At 51.8% G+C, this 18,038-nt stretch carries 13 protein-coding genes and 1 pseudogene; 10 read left to right on the plus strand and 4 right to left on the minus strand.

Going from position 1 to position 18,038, the window contains the following annotated elements; all coding sequences use genetic code 11:
- Nucleotides 1–191 precede the first annotated feature (191 nt).
- Complete coding sequence (locus RC73_RS15145; protein ID WP_039035434.1) at nt 192–1,970, plus strand: DUF885 domain-containing protein; 1,779 nt, start codon at nt 192–194, stop codon at nt 1,968–1,970.
- A gap of 67 nt (nt 1,971–2,037) precedes the next feature.
- Nucleotides 2,038–3,051: an alpha/beta fold hydrolase gene (locus RC73_RS15150; RefSeq protein WP_082014344.1), complete on the plus strand. Its 1,014-nt coding sequence runs from the start codon at nt 2,038–2,040 to the stop codon at nt 3,049–3,051.
- Here RC73_RS15150 and RC73_RS15155 read toward each other — a convergent pair.
- Both RC73_RS15155 and RC73_RS15160 read right to left on the minus strand, forming a co-directional pair.
- Complete coding sequence (locus RC73_RS15155; RefSeq protein ID WP_235370018.1) at nt 2,966–5,299, minus strand: putative bifunctional diguanylate cyclase/phosphodiesterase; 2,334 nt, start codon at nt 5,297–5,299, stop codon at nt 2,966–2,968. The genes RC73_RS15150 and RC73_RS15155 overlap by 86 nt on opposite strands.
- 433 nt (nt 5,300–5,732) lie before the next feature.
- A complete protein-coding gene (locus RC73_RS15160) occupies nt 5,733–7,919 on the minus strand; it encodes an OsmC domain/YcaO domain-containing protein (RefSeq protein WP_039035435.1) in 2,187 nt (728 codons plus the stop codon).
- Nucleotides 7,920–8,288: 369 nt separating this feature from the next.
- Between RC73_RS15160 and hmpA the strand changes: the two genes are divergently transcribed.
- A complete protein-coding gene (hmpA, locus tag RC73_RS15165) occupies nt 8,289–9,479 on the plus strand; it encodes an NO-inducible flavohemoprotein (protein WP_039035436.1) in 1,191 nt (396 codons plus the stop codon).
- Between the two features lie 21 nt (nt 9,480–9,500).
- Here hmpA and RC73_RS15170 read toward each other — a convergent pair whose 3' ends face one another.
- Together RC73_RS15170 and RC73_RS15175 are read right to left on the minus strand one after the other, a co-directional pair.
- Nucleotides 9,501–10,412 carry a cation diffusion facilitator family transporter gene (locus RC73_RS15170; protein WP_052248227.1) on the minus strand — a complete coding sequence of 304 codons (912 nt, stop codon included), beginning with the start codon at nt 10,410–10,412 and terminating at the stop codon, nt 9,501–9,503.
- A 41-nt stretch (nt 10,413–10,453) separates the two neighbouring features.
- Nucleotides 10,454–10,858 carry a hypothetical protein gene (locus RC73_RS15175; protein WP_039035437.1) on the minus strand — a complete coding sequence of 135 codons (405 nt, stop codon included), beginning with the start codon at nt 10,856–10,858 and terminating at the stop codon, nt 10,454–10,456.
- An 869-nt stretch (nt 10,859–11,727) separates the two neighbouring features.
- Here RC73_RS15175 and RC73_RS15180 point away from each other — a divergent pair.
- The 7 genes and pseudogenes from RC73_RS15180 to RC73_RS15210 all read left to right on the plus strand — a co-directional run.
- Complete coding sequence (locus tag RC73_RS15180) at nt 11,728–12,246, plus strand: Hcp family type VI secretion system effector (RefSeq protein ID WP_039035438.1); 519 nt, start codon at nt 11,728–11,730, stop codon at nt 12,244–12,246.
- A 156-nt stretch (nt 12,247–12,402) separates the two neighbouring features.
- Nucleotides 12,403–14,475 carry a type VI secretion system Vgr family protein gene (locus RC73_RS15185; RefSeq protein WP_039035439.1) on the plus strand — a complete coding sequence of 691 codons (2,073 nt, stop codon included), beginning with the start codon at nt 12,403–12,405 and terminating at the stop codon, nt 14,473–14,475.
- 4 nt (nt 14,476–14,479) lie between these two features.
- The gene (locus RC73_RS15190) at nt 14,480–15,007 is read left to right on the plus strand and encodes a DUF4123 domain-containing protein (RefSeq protein ID WP_039035440.1); all 528 of its coding nucleotides are present in this window, start codon (nt 14,480–14,482) and stop codon (nt 15,005–15,007) included.
- A gap of 1 nt (nt 15,008) precedes the next feature.
- Nucleotides 15,009–15,299: a PAAR domain-containing protein gene (locus RC73_RS15195; protein ID WP_025012114.1), complete on the plus strand. Its 291-nt coding sequence runs from the start codon at nt 15,009–15,011 to the stop codon at nt 15,297–15,299.
- Nucleotides 15,300–15,309: 10 nt separating this feature from the next.
- Nucleotides 15,310–15,666: a hypothetical protein gene (locus tag RC73_RS15200; RefSeq protein ID WP_039035441.1), complete on the plus strand. Its 357-nt coding sequence runs from the start codon at nt 15,310–15,312 to the stop codon at nt 15,664–15,666.
- Nucleotides 15,656–17,455 carry a hypothetical protein gene (locus RC73_RS15205; RefSeq protein ID WP_039035442.1) on the plus strand — a complete coding sequence of 600 codons (1,800 nt, stop codon included), beginning with the start codon at nt 15,656–15,658 and terminating at the stop codon, nt 17,453–17,455. The genes RC73_RS15200 and RC73_RS15205 overlap by 11 nt, the downstream gene beginning before the upstream one ends.
- Nucleotides 17,419–18,038, plus strand: a pseudogene (locus tag RC73_RS15210) (hypothetical protein); the annotation flags it as partial. The gene RC73_RS15205 and the pseudogene RC73_RS15210, both read left to right, overlap by 37 nt.

An 18,038-nucleotide genomic window follows, 5' to 3' on the forward strand; every position in this document is an offset into this window, starting at 1 on the left:
CCCCCTGTATGAACTCCCCCGCCAATGTAATTATTTTTTGGTCTGGGGACGCTTAAGTGTAACACGCCTTTTGTTAGCACCTCTTAGTCTACTGACAGGCTTTGTTACCAAAAGGTGACGTTAAATCTCTGGGGCTCCATCCTGGCTTAAGGCATAATCCTTCATCAAGGATAAAAAAGGAACAAAATCAAATGAAAAAACTCCTGCTGCCCCTGTTGCTCACTGGATTCCTGGGCGCCTGCCAAACCCCTGCCCATGAAGCCAACACGCCAGAAATAAGCAAGCAGCTATCTCAAGCCGATAGCCAACTCCAGCAGTTAATAGCCGATGCCTGGCAGCAAAGGCTGGCAGAAAGCCCTCAGATGGCCTTGCTGTTTGGCGATGACTCGGCCGCGGGCAAATTAGCAGACTTGTCAGCTGAAGCTCTGGCGGCCGATGCTGCGGCCAATTCAACATTATTGCAACGGCTAAAGGCGATCCCCAGAGAACAGCTGAGCAAAGAAGCCGCCATCAATGCCAGTATTCTCGAATACCAACTACAGGAGCGTGTCGATAGCTTCAGGTTCAAGGCCCATTACCTGCCGATTACCTCAGAGAGTGGCTTTCACGCTTACATTGCTTCTATGGCCTCAGGGCCATTCAAGACAGAAGCCGATTACCGTCACTACCTGCAGAAACTGCAATCTCTGCCGCGCTACTTCCAGCAACAGATACACTGGATGCGCCAGGGGCTTGCCGAAGGTATCACTCAGCCGCAATCTGTACTGAGAGGGTTTGAACAGAGTATTCAGGCTTATATGGTACCAGTGCAGCAAAGTAGCTATTTCAAGCCGTTTGAGACGTTTCCAGAGCACTTTTCTGCCAATCTTAAACAGGAACTGAGCCATGCCGGATACGTCAGTGTCGAGCAGCATGTGTTACCGAGCTATCAAGCCTTCTATGACTTTATGACCGAGAAATATATCCCCGGCGCCCGCCAGAGCATTGCCGCATCAGCTCTGCCCAATGGTCGGGCCTTTTATGAAAACAGGGTCAAGTACTACACCACTCTGGATATGACGCCTGAGCAAGTCCATCAACTGGGGCTGAGTGAAGTAAAACGGATCCGCGCCGAGATGGAACAGATCATCGAACAAACCGGTTTTAAAGGCAGCTTTGCCGAGTTTCTGCATTTTATGCGCACCGACAAACGCTTTTATGTGGACACGCCGGAGCAACTGCTCAAAGAGGCCTCCTATATTGCCAAAAAAGCCGACGCCATGTTGCCACGCTATTTTGGCAAACTGCCCCGCAAACCCTATGGTGTCGCCCCTGTTCCGGCTGAAATTGCCCCCAAATATACAACCGGGCGCTATTCCGGCTCCAACTCGGAGACTGTGGCGGGTTTTTATTGGGTAAACACTTATGCCTTGGATAAGCGTCCTCTCTATGAGTTGGAAGCACTCACCCTGCATGAGGCTGTTCCGGGTCACCACCTGCAGATTTCTCTCAATCAAGAGTTGGAGCAACTGCCCGATTTTCGCCGCTACAGCTATATCTCGGCCTTTGGTGAGGGATGGGGACTATACAGTGAATATTTGGGGCTGGAAGGGGGTTTTTATCAGGATCCCTACAGCAACTTTGGACGCCTGACTTACGAGATGTGGCGCGCCGCCCGCCTGGTAGTCGATACAGGTATGCACACCCAAGGCTGGAGCCGTCAGCAGGCAATAGACTTTATGGCCGGTAATACGGCTCTGTCGCTGCACAATGTCACCACAGAGATAGACAGATATATCTCCTGGCCTGGGCAGGCGCTGGCCTACAAGATTGGCGAGCTGACTATCAAACGTCTGCGAAAGCAAGCAGAAGATGCCCTGGGGGAAAAGTTCGATATCCGCCAATTCCACGATGCAGTATTGGCGCAAGGCTCTGTGCCCATGTCTGTACTGGAACAGCAGATAGCCGACTTTATCGCCTCACAGCAATGAAACCCTGTTTCTGATACACTCGGCCAGTGCCTTTGAGCACTGGCTTTTTTAGATCAGGAAATATTGGATGGTAACGACCCAGGCCCGCAACACAGAACCCGCTTCAACCCAGTCTCAATTGGAGACTTTCTGGCAAGGTGTCACCCACGCCAAGCTGGCAGTGGGATTCGGTAAAGAGCTGGCCTACGGTTATATTTGCCATCCAAAGGCGAAACAAGCTGTCGTCATCAGCAATGGCCGGGTAGAGAGTTATCTCAAGTATCGGGAGCTGATCCATGACTTCTATCAGCAAGGCTATAGTGTCTACGCCTTGGATCATATGGGGCAAGGCCTATCCAGCAGGCTAACCGCCAATCCTCACCAGGGGCACATAGATAAGTTTCAGGACTATGTGGATCACTTACACTGTTTCGTTGAGCAAGTGGTAGTTGCAAACCAATATGAACAGTATTTTCTGGTGGGCCACTCCATGGGCGGCGCCATAGGCACTCTGTATTTGCAGCAATTCCCCCAACGATTTACTGCTGCGGCCTTCTCTGCCCCCATGTATGGTATTCGCCTGCCAATGCCGCGCAACTTCGTACGTTGGCTGGCAGGAAAACTCAATAGTTATGGCCCGCATACCGAGCCCAACTATGTGTTATCCGGCCATGATTATCGTCCGCTCGAGTTTAAAGATAATCAATTGACCCACAGCGAAAGCCGATATCAGGCATTACTGGATTTATGCCGGCAACATCCTGAGATCCAACTGGGCTCGCCCACCAATCAATGGTTGATAGAAGCATTGGATGCTTGCGAGCAGACCATCACCGCAGCCAGAGAGTCAAAGGTGCCAATCCTCATTCTTCAGGCTGAACAGGACACTATCGTCGATAACCAGGCGCAAATCGCCGCCATTGGCCCCAAGGTGACATTGGAAAAGATCGTGGGAGCCAGGCATGAACTCTTTATTGAAATCGACGCAATACGTGAGCAGGTGCTGAATGTTATTTTCAACTTCCTGGCGCTGCATACGGTAACTCACGCCACGGAGGCTGCAGCAGAGCTGCAAACTCAGCCTCAGGCAGAGGCTGACTAAACAGATACCCTTGGAAGTTGTCACATCCGAGCTGATTCAAAAAGGCTCTTTGTTGAACGGTTTCAACCCCTTCGGCAACCACTTTCAGCTCCAGACTGTGAGCCATTTCGATTATGGCCTTGACTATGGCATCGGCACTGCGCCCAGAGCCAATCTTCTGCACAAAAGAGGCATCTATCTTCAATCTGGATAGAGGCAGGTTCTGTAGATAACTCAACGAACTGTAACCTGTGCCAAAGTCATCTATCGCCACGGATATCCCCGCCTTCCTCAGCAGATCGATTCGGGTATTCATGATGCACAGATTGGTCAACAAGGCGTACTCAGTCAACTCCAACTCCAACGCATCTGTTGCAATCCCCTGGGCCTTCAGCAAGGCGATCAGACGCTCAACAAACTCGGGCTGATTAAACTGTCTGGCGCTGAGGTTGATGGCGATTTTTGGCACCCCAATGCCCCTGGCCTGCTGCTCGCGAATGAAGCGACAAACTTCGAGGATGACCCAATGACCAATTTCACTGATAAGGCCACTGCCTTCAGCCACAGGAATGAAATCCGCCGGCGAAATATTTCCCTGCTGCGGATGCTGCCAACGCAATAACGCCTCAGCCCCAGTCAATTTCCCCTGGGCATCAACTATTGGCTGGTAAACTAAAGAGAGTTGTTGCCGTTCGATGGCATAGCGCAACTCATTCTGGATCAGCAGATTTTGGTGAGCCTTAACCTCCATCTCGGAGTTGTAGATCATGCAGTTATCTCGACCGCCTTCCTTGGCCTGGAACATGGCCATATCGGCTCGCTTCAAAAGCTCCTCGGCATCAATATCATCCTGATCATCAAACAGACAAACACCAATACTGGCAGACACATGCAGCTGCTTGTCACTGATATTGAAAGGCCTGGCAACCAACTGCCTGATCTCACTGGCCAACGCCAAGGCTCGCCTTGCTGCCATAGCTCTGTCTTGGGTTAGATCTTTCGCTAGAATAACGAACTCATCCCCCCCGAGCCTGGCAACCAAAGTATTGGCGCTAAAATAGCCCGAAAATCTAGCCGCCAGTTGGATCAATAACCGATCTCCCAGATGATGCCCGAGAGTGTCATTGATAGTTTTGAAATTATCCAAATCTATTAGGAACAGCGCTGCACACTGCAGACTGTTGCGACAATGCTTTTGCTGCTCATACAAGGCATCCATCAAAGAGCGGCGATTGGCTAAATTAGTCAGGGCATCATGGTTGGCTAAATGGGCCAGGGCTTGCTGATTACGCACATCATCCGACACATCGGCATGAGTACCTATAATCCGGCAAGGGCGGCCCTGTTCGTCCCATTCAACCAGCATTCCCCTGTCCAGCACCCAGATATAGTGTCCCTCTTTATGGCGCATGCGATGAACACTCTCAAACGCCTCGGTCTCACCATTGAGGTAAGCCTGCAAAGACGACAACACGGCTTCTTTATCGTCCGGATGCAGTCGGCTTTCCCAAGTAGAATAAAGCCCTTCGAGTTCATGGGGGCCGTACCCTATCATCTCTTTCCAGCGGTCCGACAGAAAAACTTCGCCGCTGGCGATGTTCCAATCCCAGATCCCATTGCGAGTCCCTTCCACCGCAAACAACCAGCGTTGTTCATTGTCCCTCAATTGCTTCAGGGTTCGCTGCAACTTCTGTTGGCTCCGGTGCAAGTAATCCTTTAGCACCCGTACTTCACTGAAAACCCAAGTGTTATCCATATGAAAAGGGTTGTTCTCGCCTTTCCTGGCCTGCCAAGCCAGAGCTCTTAAAGGGCGGATTAACATAAAGTGCAATACCAGCATAAAGCCCAAAACAAATAAGGCCCCCAGGCCCCAAACCCGCATAAAACGCAGATTGAGGTCATCAGTTACCTTGGCCATTGCAGGCGATAGATCATACTCGAGATAAAGCAGTTCGGCCTTGCCCCCAAAACTAACGGAAGCCTCAGTGATAACGGGATAATATGCCTGTATTGATAGCCTATCCGTGTTGGCAAATATCTGTGGTTTTCCAGATTCGACCACCTGCCGGTGCAACGCCATTGAATAGCCATCGATCACTTGCGAAGCCCGACTGTCGCGCCAAACAACATGATTGGCGTAGCGGATAAGACTGGTGTCATCTAACAGTATGTACACCATGATGTTGAAGTCTGTCGCCGCCAGAGATATCTCCTCGGCTACACTGTCTAAATTTTGATTGTGAATCGCTCTCTCAACAAGATGTTGCATCCTGAAAAGTTCTTTCTCAAGCTGCTTTATCTGGGCCGCAGACGCCTCGGATTCCAAAGACCGGCGTTCATAGAAATACTCTCCGGCAACCAGGCAGAGATAAATAAAAAAAACACAAAAAGGAACAACATAGGCCATAGCAGGCCTTGGCATCTTCACAAATGAAATCCTTGATGTTCATGACAAAAAGGCACACACAATGCTTAATGCTAACGGTAAATTAACCTACAGGCAAAGAGTCTGCCGCTAAAATTGTTTTCATGTTTTGAGTACACATGTTTTGAATACATAGGGAAGATGCATTGCAGGGAAAACATTTGTGTGCAACTTCTTCTCTAGGTCAAAGTGACGGGATAACTTGAACCACAAGGAACCAGACTAAAAGCCAATGAAGTCGGGTAAGGGGCAAACATGCCCCTTACCTGAACATAATTTACTTCTTGGCAGCCACTCTGGCGCGGGCGGCGTGCAGTTTCTTGTAGCTTTCGATCAACCGCTGGTGTTTTTCCAGGCCTTCGAGCTGCATATTGGTTGGGGTCAGGCCGTAGAAGCGCACTGTGCCATTGACCGACCCTATGGCGGCATCTAGAGTTTCCTGGCCAAACATGCGCCCTAAGTTGTAACGGTAATCGTCCAGCTCGAGTTCATCGTCCAGGCTGATCTCCAACACCGCCTGCAGGCATTGATAGAAGAGGCCACGAGCGACGGTATTGTTGTTGTACTGCAGGAAGGTTTCGGTCAGCTCCAGCGCTTCTTCCAGCTCACCTATGGCTAGACAGATCAGCAGTCTGAGTTCGAGTATCGTCAGTTGGCCCCAGACGGTGTTTTCATCAAACTCTATGCCTATCAGGGTGATGATATCCGTGTAGATATCCAATTGGCTGTCTTCGAGGCGCTCGGACAGGCTTTGCAGTTGGCTGTCGCTGAGGCGATGCAGGTTAAGAATATCTTCGCGGTAGTCCAGCGCCTTGTTGGTGTTATCCCAAATCAGATCCGATACCGGATACACCTCGGAGAAGTCTGGCACCAGGATCCGGCAGGCATTGCCTATCTCGGTAAACTCGGCGATGTAGACCTCTTTGCCCATCTCTTCAAGAATCCCGAACAGGCTCTGACTCTCTTCGGCGTTGCTGCCGGAGAAGTCCCATTCGACAAACTCATAGTCCGGCTTGCTACTGAAGAAGCGCCAGGAGATCACCCCGCTGGAATCGATAAAGTGCTCTACAAAGTTCTCCGGCTCCTGCACCGCCATGCTGTTGAAAGTAGGCTTTTGCACATCGTTGAGGCCCTCGAAACTGCGGCCCTGCAGCAGTTCGGTGAGGCTGCGCTCCAGCGCCACCTCAAAACTGGGGTGAGCGCCGAAGGAGGCAAACACGCCGCCTGTGCGGGGGTTCATCAGGGTCACACACATGACGGGGAACTGGCCACCGAGGGAGGCATCCTTGATCACCAGCGGAAAACCCTGCGCCTCCAGCGCCTCTATGCCGGCCACTATCGAGGGATACTTGGCCAGCACGTCTTTCGGCACCTCAGGCAGAACCAGCTCATCTTCTATGATGCGGCGCTTCACCGCCCGCTCGAAAATCTCGGACAGACACTGCACCTTGGCCTCATCCAGGTTGTTGCCTGCACTCATGCCGTTGCTGAGATACAGGTTTTCAATCAGGTTGGAGGGGAAATACACAGTCTCGCCATCGGACTGACGCACATAGGGAATGGCGCAGATGCCGCGCTCGACATTGCCCGAGTTGGTGTCGATAAGGTTGGAGCCGCAGAGCTCACCATCCGGGTTGTAGATTTCCAGGCAATAGTCATCAAGGATCCCGGGCGGCAGCTCATCGTTGGGGCCGGGCTGGAACCACTTCTCATTGGGATAATGAACAAATTCGGCGTTGGCGATCTCGGGGCCGAAATACTGGTCGTTGTAGAAGAAGTTGCAGCTGAGACGCTCGATAAACTCGCCCAGAGCCGAGCAAAGCGCGCTCTCTTTGGTTGCGCCCTTGCCGTTGGTAAAACATTTGGGCGAAGCGGCGTCACGGATATGCAGCGACCAAACGTTGGGCACCAGGTTACGCCAGGAGGAGATCTCTATCTTCATCCCCAATTCGGCCAAGGTGTTGGTCATGTTGGCTATGGTCTGTTCCAGCGGCAGATCCTTACCCAGAATAAAGGTGCTGTGGCTGTCATCCGGCTTCAGCATCAACATCGCCTGGGCGTCCTGATCCAGGTTATCCACGGTTTCCAACTGGAACTCGGGGCCGGTCTGAACCACTTTCTTCACGGTGCAGCGGTCGATAGAACGCAGTATGCCTTCACGGTCCTTGTCAGAGATGGTGTCCGGCAATTCCACCTGAATCTTGAAGATCTGGTTATAACGGTTTTCCGGGTCGACTATGTTGTTTTGCGACAGGCGTATGCCTTCGGTCGGAATATCGCGGGCGACACAGTACACCTTCACAAAATAAGCGGCGCACAGCGCTGATGAAGCCAGAAAGTAGTCGAACGGGCTCGGCGCCGAGCCATCACCCTTGTAACGGATTGGCTGGTCGGCAATGACACTGAAGTCATCAAACTTGGCTTCGAGTCTGAGGTTGTCGAGAAAATTTACTTTGATTTCCATTGGATAGTTCCGAGTTCCGGCGGGGTTTCCCGCTCGCCCGATGACACTCGCCGCAGCGGTAAAACCGGCGACCGACTGTGATCTGGGTCAAATTGAGCAAAATTGGGGGAATTATCCGCTTTTTAGCGGCAAAAGTCATTGTTGACCACTAAAGGCGACTTGGTACCAGAGAACCGAACCAGAGTAGCAAACAGGTCAGAATCAGGATCCAGATACGATAAACATAGACGCACCTCACGCACCCAAGTGTTTTTGCCAACCATACTGAATACCTGACAGCTCCTGCCAGAATTTTTATTGATCTAAATCAAATACATGTTTATTTTATCACGGAACATATAACTTAAATGAATCTTTGAGGTTGTCGTTATGTTGGATCAACACACTATCCAAGTGGTCAAGAGTACTATTCCCCTGCTGGTTGCCGCCGGCCCAGAGCTGACCAAGCACTTCTATCAGCGCATGTTCCACCACAATCCCGAACTGAAAGATGTGTTCAACCTGGCTCATCAGCATAAGGGCGATCAACCTGTAGCCTTGTTCAATGCCGTCGCTGCCTACGCCCAACATATCGACAATCTGACCGCTCTCAGTGAAGCCGTGGAAAGAATTGCCCAGAAACACACAGGCTTTCTGATCAAACCCGAGCAATACGCCATAGTCGGCAAGCATCTGCTAGCCACCCTGGAAGAACTCGGCGGCGATGCCGTCACGCCAGAGGTACTGGGCGCCTGGGAGAAGGCTTATGGGGTGTTGGCCAATATCTTTATTGGCCGCGAAGCACAGATCTATGCCGATGCCGCAGGCAAACAAGGAGGTTGGAGCGGCACCCGCACCTTTGTTGTCAGCAACAAACGCCGCGAGTCTGCCGCCATTACCTCCTTCGAACTCACGCCCAAGGATGGCGGCCCTGTGGCCGACTTTAAGCCAGGACAATACCTGAACCTCAAACTCAGCCATCCGGCGCTGGCTCATACCGAGATCCGCCAATACTCATTGTCGGATGCCCCCAACGGCCGCAGCTATCGCATCAGCGTTAAACGTGAAAACGAAGGATTGGTTTCCAACCTGCTGCACAATGAATTCGATATCGGCAGCGAGCTTGAGCTGATCCCGCCGGCGGGGGATTTTTTCCTGAATACTGAGCCCGACACCCGGGTTGTGCTGCTATCTGCCGGAGTTGGACTGACGCCTATGCTGAGCATGTTAAACAGCCGCCTGCAGCAAGACTGCGCCGAGACACTATGGCTGCATGCCTGTGAAAATGGCGCCCAGCACGCTTTTGCCGAAGAGATACGCCGCAAGCAGGCCGAGCAGACAAATCTCAAGGCGCTGACCTGGTATCGCCAGCCGCTTGAAACTGATGTTCAGGGACAGGATTATGACCTGAAAGGCACCATGGTGCTGGAGCCGATAGCGTCCATGCTGCCGTCCGAGGGCCAATTCTACTGCTGCGGCCCCATAGGCTTTATGCAGAGCATCAAGGCGCAGTTGCTGGCCTTGGGTATTGAGGAAGCGCAGATCCACTATGAAGTATTCGGCCCCCATCAAGGGCTCTGATGCAGCCACACGGGCGCCGCTTCAGGCGCCCTGTTGCAGTAAGCCTTCCTCTTCGGGCTGCTCTTCCAGCGGCTCCACATGGATAAACACCGCCGCATGGGGAATAACAGCCATCAAGGCCTGCTCGATACGGTCACAAATGGCATGGGAATGGCCAACACTCATCTCCTTGGGCAAGGTCAGATGGAAGTCGATGTGACGCCGCCGGCCCGCCTGACGGCCGCGCAAGTCGTGAAAACCCCCTTCGCTGGGACAGTGGTGCGCTATTATCTCGGCGGCCTGGTTCAGCTCCTCTTCGCTGATGCTGTGATCCAGCAGCGGCTTGAAGGCCTGATCCAGCATGCTTATCGCTTCTTTGAGAATAAACAGCGCCACCCCTATGGCCACTATGGGATCCAGCAGCGCCAAGTTATGGCCAAAATAACCGCCCACCCAGATGAGCAACAGCCCCACGGCGACCCCGAGCGAGGTGAGCACATCGGCCTTAAGGTGCAGGGCATCAGCCTCAAGCGCTACCGATTGCTCTTCCCTGGCCACCCGGTAGAGATAGGCACTGACGCCTGTGTTTACCAGCGCCGACAACAGCATCACCAATACCCCCCAGCCCAGGCCTTCTACCTCTGAGGGGCTGAGCAACTTGCCGACGGCCTCAAAAATAATCCAACCGGCCGCCGCCAAAATCAACAGCGCCTCAATAACCCCGGAAACATTCTCTATCTTGTCGTGGCCGTAGGGATGATCCCAGTCCGGCGGCACATCGGCTCGGCGCACGGCAAACAGGGCGATCAAGGCCGCCACCAAATCCATGGCGGAGTGAATCGCTTCCGAAATGATACTGACCGAACCACTGACAATACCCGCCGCCACCTTCATGATGATCAGCGAAATATTGGAGCAGACCGAGACCATGGCGGCTCTGGCTTTTCTGGACATCTATTATTCTCCCTCAATACGGCTTGGGACTTGGACTATCGTCAGTCAAAGGTGATTACCTGGGTTCGTGCGCCCTCGCCCCGGTCAATCAACAGCAGAATCAGGCCAAACAACACTTGTGTCGGCAATAGCAGCACTAGCCAACTGCTCCACAGCAGGCTGTCGTCGACCCGAATAACAAACTTGAGTTGCACCGCCAGCAAAGCAAGCAGCCAGAGCGCAAAACAACGAAAACGGCAAAAGAAGCTGCAAAGGCCCATGAGCCACAGCAACCACATAGGCTCCGGCCACCAAGCGGCCCCCTCTGGAGTCAATTGCCCGGGCAGTTCGGCGCCGCTGAAATAGAGTTTACCGACCACGGCCGTGTCGCCTATCTCGACGGCCAGGGTAAAACTCGCGGCCAACCAAGCCATTAGCAGCAACAAACGTGCAGATAAAAAACGCATGCAGCCCCAACCAACAAACCAAAGGGCCCGATAGTGTATGACAATAGAAAAAGTTCAACAATAGCTTATAGTTAGAACAAAAACGGAACCATTTTCGTCCTCATTTACATAGTTAAACTCCCGCCTTGCGATGTCAACAAAAAGGGGCCAAAACTGTGTCCATTCGCGAGTGAGAGAATGACAAGCAATATTTTCAATACTTCTCTGTCATCAACTTAAACTTAACCTCGCCCATCGCATTAACTTTCCATTAGAAGTTTACTCACTCCCCCAGACAATCCCTAAATAACGGTTCCTATTTGTGCTACACCTTGCAGAACCCTTGTAGCGCAAGGGTTCCCGAACATGTGCTCTTGAAGCCCAGCTCACCAAGCTTGATGTTCTAACTGCGTCAAGTTACCACTCAGAAACGATATAGGTGCAATGATCTACTATTTGGAAATTATCTAGGCAAAAAGATGCTTACCCTGATCAGTGGCGATAGGAGTTGCAAGCATTCATCATCGATTGGCCGTAACCCATGTATAAACCATGTTCCATAGCACTAAGGCCGTTGGCTCCGGACTCTAGTTATCACCGGCACACGATGACAACCGCTAGCGTGTTTTGCTGGTGATATTATGTATCTGTCTTGCCTTGTCATAACACCTCAAAGCGGAAGTTTTTCACATTTAAAGTACGTCATATTGATTGGGCAATTTCTTGCCCGCCGGGCAATTTTTTGCTCAAGTTCGGGCAATTTTTTGCCCAGCCAGTTGGGCTATTTTTTAAACAGTAACGAAATCAATTGATTAAATTTTGGCGCGAAGGTTGCTTTAGCTAGGAAGGTTAATCCAAAACCTCTTTGAATTTTTAAAAAGGAATTTATCATGCCAACACCATGTTATATCTCTATCGAAGGCCAAACTCAGGGCAACCTCACTGCCGGCGCCTTTACTGCGGAATCCGTCGGTGACATCTTTGTGGAAGGCCATGAAGACGAGATGCTGGTTCAGGAGTTCAACCACATTGTGACTGTACCAACCGACCCTCAGTCCGGCATGCCTTCCGGTCAGCGTGTGCACAAGCCGTTCAAGTTCACTGTTGCGCTGAACAAAGCCGTTCCCTTGATGTACAACTCGCTCTCTTCCGGTGAGAAACTGACCAAGGTTGAGCTCAAGTGGTACCGCACTTCTATCGAAGGTAAGCAAGAGCACTTCTTCACCACCAAGCTGGAAGGCGCCACCATCATTGATATCAACTGTCATATGCCTCACTGCCAGGATCCCAACAAAGCCGACTTTACTCAGTTGGTTGAAGTGTCCATGGCCTATCGCAAGATAGACTGGGATCACGTCAGCGCCGGTACCTCTGGTGCCGACGATTGGCGTAAGCCCATCGAAGCGTAATTCAGTCAACGACTGATTTGCTTGAATGTATGCGAGCGTTTGCCCGCATACATTCTGCTATCTGATACAAGGTTTTTCCAAGTAGCGTCTCAATGGCAATAAAAGAGTGATTCTATCGGATTAGAGTCAGGACGAACTCGAACAAGGATACCGGCTATGTTTTATCTTGGCAGTGGTTTGCGGTTTCATTTCAAGGCAGAAGCGGAGGCGGACGATAGTTTCAACCTGCTGTCGTTTGATTTTGATGAGCAGTTGTCCTCGCCCTTCAAGGGAGAGTTGATATTACTGAGCCGCAGGGATGATATTACTGCCGAGCAGATAGTCGATAAGAATGGCGTCTTGAGTATTTGGCAGGACGGTGTTCGAGTCAGGAGTTTTCACGGCATAGTCAGTCGCTTTGCCAAGGAAGACTCAGGCCATAAACATACTCAATACAGGCTGACCATGGAACCTGCCATGGCGCGGCTGCGGCTGAGACAAAACAGCCGTATCTTTCAGGAAAAGTCCCTCAAACAGATTTTCAGCACCCTGCTTGATGAAATGGGTATCAGTGATTATGCCTTCAGCTGGGATGCACGCTACGAGTCGGAAAAGCGCGAATACTGTGTTCAGTATCGGGAGTCGGACTTTGACTTTATCACCCGTCTTGCGGCTGAGGCTGGGGTGTTCTGGTATTTCGAATTCAGTGATGACAAACATACGCTGATTTTCTGTGATGCCACCAGCAAGCTGCCAGCGGCCAAACAACTATTCCCCTATAACGCCTTGAGCGGCGGCGACAGCGAAGTGCCTTTTGTCCGCAGCTTCAGTTACGCCAAGCAACTGGCGAGTGCCAAGGCCGAACTCAAGGATTACAGCTTCAAAAAGCCCGCTTATAGCTTTTTACAGGATGATATTGCCAATCAGCTCGACTTCCAGCAAGCGGGATCTGAAGTGCTTTATGAGCACTATGATTATCCTGGGCGTTACAAGGATGACGCCCAGGGAGAGCTTTTCACGCGCGCCAGATTGCAGGCGTTACGGAATGAAACCCAAATGGCATCGGCAATGTCCGATATTGTTGATGCCGGTGCCGGTATCAAGTTCAACTTGGGCGAACATCCAGAAGCGGCGTTTAACCGTGATTGGTTGCTGGTTGCCGTGAAACACCATGGTGTACAGGGCGCCGCAGCAGAAGAAGGTAACAGTACCACCCCGACCCAATATGATAATGAATTACTTGCCATTGAAGGGCACCTTCCCTGGTTACCGCTTCCGGCCACCAAACCCTTGGTGACAGGGCCACACATGGCTATTGTCGTGGGGCCGGATAATGAAGAGATCTTTTGTGATGAATTTGGCCGGGTCAAGGTGCAGTTTCCCTGGGACAGATATGGCCGGGCCGATGAGCACAGCAGCTGTTGGGTTCGTGTCAGCCAGGGGTGGGCCGGTGGTCAGTACGGTTTTATGGCGGTTCCACGCATTGGTCATGAGGTCATAGTCTCTTTTCTTGAAGGCGATCCGGACCAACCTATCATTACCGGTCGCACATACCATGCTGCCAACCCTGTGCCCTATGTATTGCCGACCAACAAAACCAAAACCGTGCTCAAGACCCAAACCCACAAGGGGCCGGGATTCAATGAGTTGAGTTTTGAGGATGCCGCCGAAAATCAGCTCATCTATTTGCATGCCCAGAAAGACCATAAGCTGGAGATCAACCACGACCAGCACTATCAGGTGGGTAACGATAGAGAAAAGCATATAGGGCGGGATCAGCGCCTGAACGTGGGGCAGGATGAGTTTCTGGAAATAGGTCGAGATCAGCAGGCATTGATTGGTCAGGATCAAAAGCTGGAAGTGACCAGAGACAGGCAAACCCTGATCAAGCGTCATTATCGCCTCGAAGTCATGGATCGTCGTCACGAGTACTCCAGAGCCAATCACGATTTGGAAGTGGGCGGCCATTACACCCAGAAGGTTGAGGGAAAGGTGTTATTGGAAGCCGGTGAAAGTGTACTGGTGCACACCAAGTCGCTCACCCTCAATGGCTCGGAGAAAGTCACTATTCAGGGGCCAGGAGGCAAGATACTTATAGATTCCGGCGGGATCACTCTCGAAGCTCCCAATATCAAGCTCAAGGGGCCAGTGGCTGTAACAACCGGAGCCAAGCCTCAATTGGCGACGTTGAAGAGTGCCGCAGAAGAGGGCAACCCGATAGTCGATCTTTGTCCCGATTGCGGAGAATAACAGTATGACTATGGTGAAAGAAAATAGCCTCAAGGCGTTTGGGCCCAACTACTTGGTCTTGGATGCAGCGCTATGCCCCGAGCCCTTGTGGTTTGCCAAAGGGGCCGGAGCCGAGTGTCATAGCCTGTTTGATTACAGGGATCAGGCATTGGTGGATAACGGCCCCTGGTTACTCCATCTTGCGGGACAGGATGAGCTGATACAACTGATGCTGGAGAAAGACACCCATGGTCACAGCGCGCTGTGGTGCAAGAGTGAGCTAGCCCTGCAGTCACTGAAAGAAGCACTGGGGCAAAGGTTGTATGCCGTCAAGCCTGATGGTGAAACTACTCGTTTTCGTTTCTACGACCCCAGGGTCTTACATCACTATTTAACCGAAGAAACGCAGGCCAGAAGGGATGCATTTCTGGAGCCTTTGGGGTCAGTGCTCTATGCATCGCTTAACCCCTTTCATTTCAATAGCCATTGGCTGAATTGGCAAAGGGAGCCGGACGGATACGGCTGCCAGGCGATATCGATTAAGGAGGATTAATATGGGGACTCCGGTTGCTTTGAAAGGACATCAACATATTTGCCCTATGTTCAGCGGCAATACCCCTCATGTTGGTGGACCGATAAACCAGGGAGAAAGTGCTCTGACGGTCAACGGTATTCCTGTGGCCTTAACCGGGCACAAGTGTGACTGCCAGGTTGGCGGGCCAGATACCCTGGTTCAGGGACATCCGAGTTTGACGGTCAATGGCATTGCCGTGGTATTGCAGGGTGCGTCCACGGCCCATGGCGGCAAAGTCATTCAGGGAGATGCTGCCTTGACAGTGTCTTAAGGAGAAGCGAATGAGCTGGGAATTGAGTCAGGAAATCATGGATGCGATGCCAAACTGGCAAAGGCGAAACCAGATCCATGCCCTCGCACGTCACCTATTATCACTGGAAAGTCCACCAACAGATGAGCAGGCATGCTATGACTGGCTCGAGCAGCAAGTGAGTCAGGCTTATCAATATGGATTCACCGAGCTGGGCCATCTGCGCTTGGTGGCCGAGGCCTTGTTTTTGGCACAAGTGTCACTCGATGACCCGAAAGTGAGTGCCATAGTCACCAAGACCGGCTTGCCTTCAGGACGAGCGGCTATCTTGTTGCAGTGGGCCAAAGAGCGGCAAGCGACCGTTAAGGAGTCTGGTTATGAGTTGTAACGCCGATTGTAAATGCCGCAAGGGTATTGTGGCGCTGGTGTTCGTCCCCGGCATTATGGGCACCCGATTGATGAATAAAAAGAGTGGCGACTCAGTATGGGATCCTGCTGCCGGGGGAAAGTTCAGTGGTCCCAGCAGTACCGCCATGGAGCTGAAGGCCGAACGTGAAGCCGAGCTTGCTGCGGCGCAGGCGGACGATGATGATGGTTTCTTTGAGGGGATAGGTAAATGGTTTAATCGAAAGTGGATAGGGATAAAGGAAAAGGGACGCGGAATAGCGGAAACCGGCCGTAAGTACCGAACCAAAGCCGCCGCCTGGCATCGGATCAAAGATTTGATTTTTGCCGGCCCGGTGCAGCGTAAGGCCTTGTTGGTTAATGGTAAAACTAAAAAGAAAGGGGATCCGATAATCGATCGGGATGATCATTTATTGGTGGAAGACCCAGGCACCGAAGACTATTTCAGGGTCTATACCTCAGTACCCAAGTCGCAGATGGAACTCAAAAAGCGTCGGGGTTGGGGCGAGGTGTTGTGGGACAGCTATGGCCCGCTGCTTAGATATCTTGAGTCGAAGGAGCCGTTATTTAAACGCCTGTATCCCGGGCTGCAATTCCCGGTATTTGCCGTGGGCTATAATTGGATGCGCAGCAATGAATACGCCGGGAAGCGACTCAAGGATAAACTTGAGGAATTCAGGACACAGTTACTCGAAGAAGATAAAGAAGGCGATAACCTGGGGCTGACCAGGGACGATATTAAGTTTGTGGTCATCAGTCACTCCATGGGCGGATACGCCTCCCGCGCCGGCTTTATCCTAAGCGGCTTGGAATCTCAAGTCGAAGCGGTTATCCATGGCGCTATGCCAACCCACGGCAGCCCCTCCACCTATTTTCAGTTTCGCTGCGGCGCCGTCGGCCACGGTGCTGTGGGGCAGGTCGTCAAAATGGTGCTGGGCAAGAACGCCGCCGATACCACGGCAATACTGGGCTTTTGTCAGGGCGGGCTGGAGCTGATGCCCAATAAGCTCTATGTGGATGTGGCCAATAAGGGGGAGTGGCTGTTTGTCAATAAGGACCCGGCGAAACAAGCCGTCAAACGAGAACTGTTGCAGATAGGCTATGGCAGTGGCATTTATGATTTCTACCGCCGTTTCGATACCTGGTATAGCCTGGTGCAGCCTCCCTTGTTGGCACCTGAGCTGGGCACATCAACGGATGAGCAGTTAATAGAACATAAGAAAGCATTTACAAAACGTATCACTGATTGTGAGAAATTTCATGACCAACTGGCGGCTAACTTTCACGCAACGACCACACTGCTCTACAGCAATAACCCGGACACCAAGGCGTTTGACACCTGTGAGTGGCAATTGCAGAACAGCTTGACCCCGGGGCTGGAGACGGCGGCGGTGGAGCGCTGGCAAGTCATAGGCGATGAAAACCACGACTGGCTCTCGGTCAAGGGCGAAGTCAAGCTGCTGAGCCGCAGTGAGCTGGCCGAGCATGAACGCAAGTTAAAGAGCTGGATGGAGCAGAACCGCTATGGCCATCACCATGCCCACATGCCGCCTAGGGCTCAAAGCGCCAGCTTCAGGTTGGGTAGCGAGACGGCCAAGGGTGATGGTACCGTGCATGAAGGCGCGGGCAAGTATCCCAAAGGGGTGCAGACTATCGGCTTGGTGGCGACCCAGGATCACCAGGGGTTTTACAATTGCCCCGATGTCAGGGAACTGATGGTCGGTGTGCTTCAGTCTTGGCTGCCGGATATTCACCAGAAATTCAAGGGGTAGAGATGGCAGAGGGTTATCGCAAGATTATCAAGCAAGGGCTGCTCGGCAGTCTGGTAATGGTTTGTTTTTGGCAGGGAGAAGTTGTGATGGCGCAAGCGGAAAAAATGCAGCAAGGACCGGCGAGTATGGTTTTTACCAAACACTGCGTGGGCCGTTTTGAGTTTGAGTTACCCCAAGAGATGCAACTGCTCACCTCGGGTTATGGTCAACCGCAGTTCTCTATCGATATCTATCATCAGGATGATAAGGCAGAAAAGAAAGGGGTGATCACCGGTGAGCATAGGCTTGAGCAATGGCTGGAGTATGTGGAGGAATTGCGTAGTAAGGCTGCGAAATATGGGCCTACCAAGTACGTGATTAGAGACCTGGAACCTGAACTTAAGACATTAGTTTATAACGAAGATTCCAGAGTTTTAATGAATGATCCTAATGCTAAGCATGATTTCTCTAGCTTTTTCTTCAAGGATTTTCCGGAGCAGCAGTTGGGGCTCAGCATTGATGGCCGTGCTAACAAATTCATTGCCCGTAATGCCCCCAATGTGGATGAGATATTGCAGCAGCGGCTGCAATGGATGCGTCAGGC

This window comes from Shewanella sp. ECSMB14102 (genome assembly GCF_000813075.1).
GTDB lineage: Bacteria > Pseudomonadota > Gammaproteobacteria > Enterobacterales > Shewanellaceae > Shewanella > Shewanella indica.

Coding starts and splice junctions, on each gene's coding strand:
- RC73_RS15145 (WP_039035434.1), top strand. CDS start 192: ATGAAAAAACTCCTGCTGCCCCTGTTGCTCACTGGATTCCTGGGCGCC.
- RC73_RS15150 (WP_082014344.1), top strand. CDS start 2,038: ATGGTAACGACCCAGGCCCGCAACACAGAACCCGCTTCAACCCAGTCT.
- RC73_RS15155 (WP_235370018.1), bottom strand. CDS start 5,299: ATGCAACATCTTGTTGAGAGAGCGATTCACAATCAAAATTTAGACAGT.
- RC73_RS15160 (WP_039035435.1), bottom strand. CDS start 7,919: ATGGAAATCAAAGTAAATTTTCTCGACAACCTCAGACTCGAAGCCAAG.
- hmpA (WP_039035436.1), top strand. CDS start 8,289: ATGTTGGATCAACACACTATCCAAGTGGTCAAGAGTACTATTCCCCTG.
- RC73_RS15170 (WP_052248227.1), bottom strand. CDS start 10,412: ATGTCCAGAAAAGCCAGAGCCGCCATGGTCTCGGTCTGCTCCAATATT.
- RC73_RS15175 (WP_039035437.1), bottom strand. CDS start 10,858: ATGCGTTTTTTATCTGCACGTTTGTTGCTGCTAATGGCTTGGTTGGCC.
- RC73_RS15180 (WP_039035438.1), top strand. CDS start 11,728: ATGCCAACACCATGTTATATCTCTATCGAAGGCCAAACTCAGGGCAAC.
- RC73_RS15185 (WP_039035439.1), top strand. CDS start 12,403: ATGTTTTATCTTGGCAGTGGTTTGCGGTTTCATTTCAAGGCAGAAGCG.
- RC73_RS15190 (WP_039035440.1), top strand. CDS start 14,480: ATGACTATGGTGAAAGAAAATAGCCTCAAGGCGTTTGGGCCCAACTAC.
- RC73_RS15195 (WP_025012114.1), top strand. CDS start 15,009: ATGGGGACTCCGGTTGCTTTGAAAGGACATCAACATATTTGCCCTATG.
- RC73_RS15200 (WP_039035441.1), top strand. CDS start 15,310: ATGAGCTGGGAATTGAGTCAGGAAATCATGGATGCGATGCCAAACTGG.
- RC73_RS15205 (WP_039035442.1), top strand. CDS start 15,656: ATGAGTTGTAACGCCGATTGTAAATGCCGCAAGGGTATTGTGGCGCTG.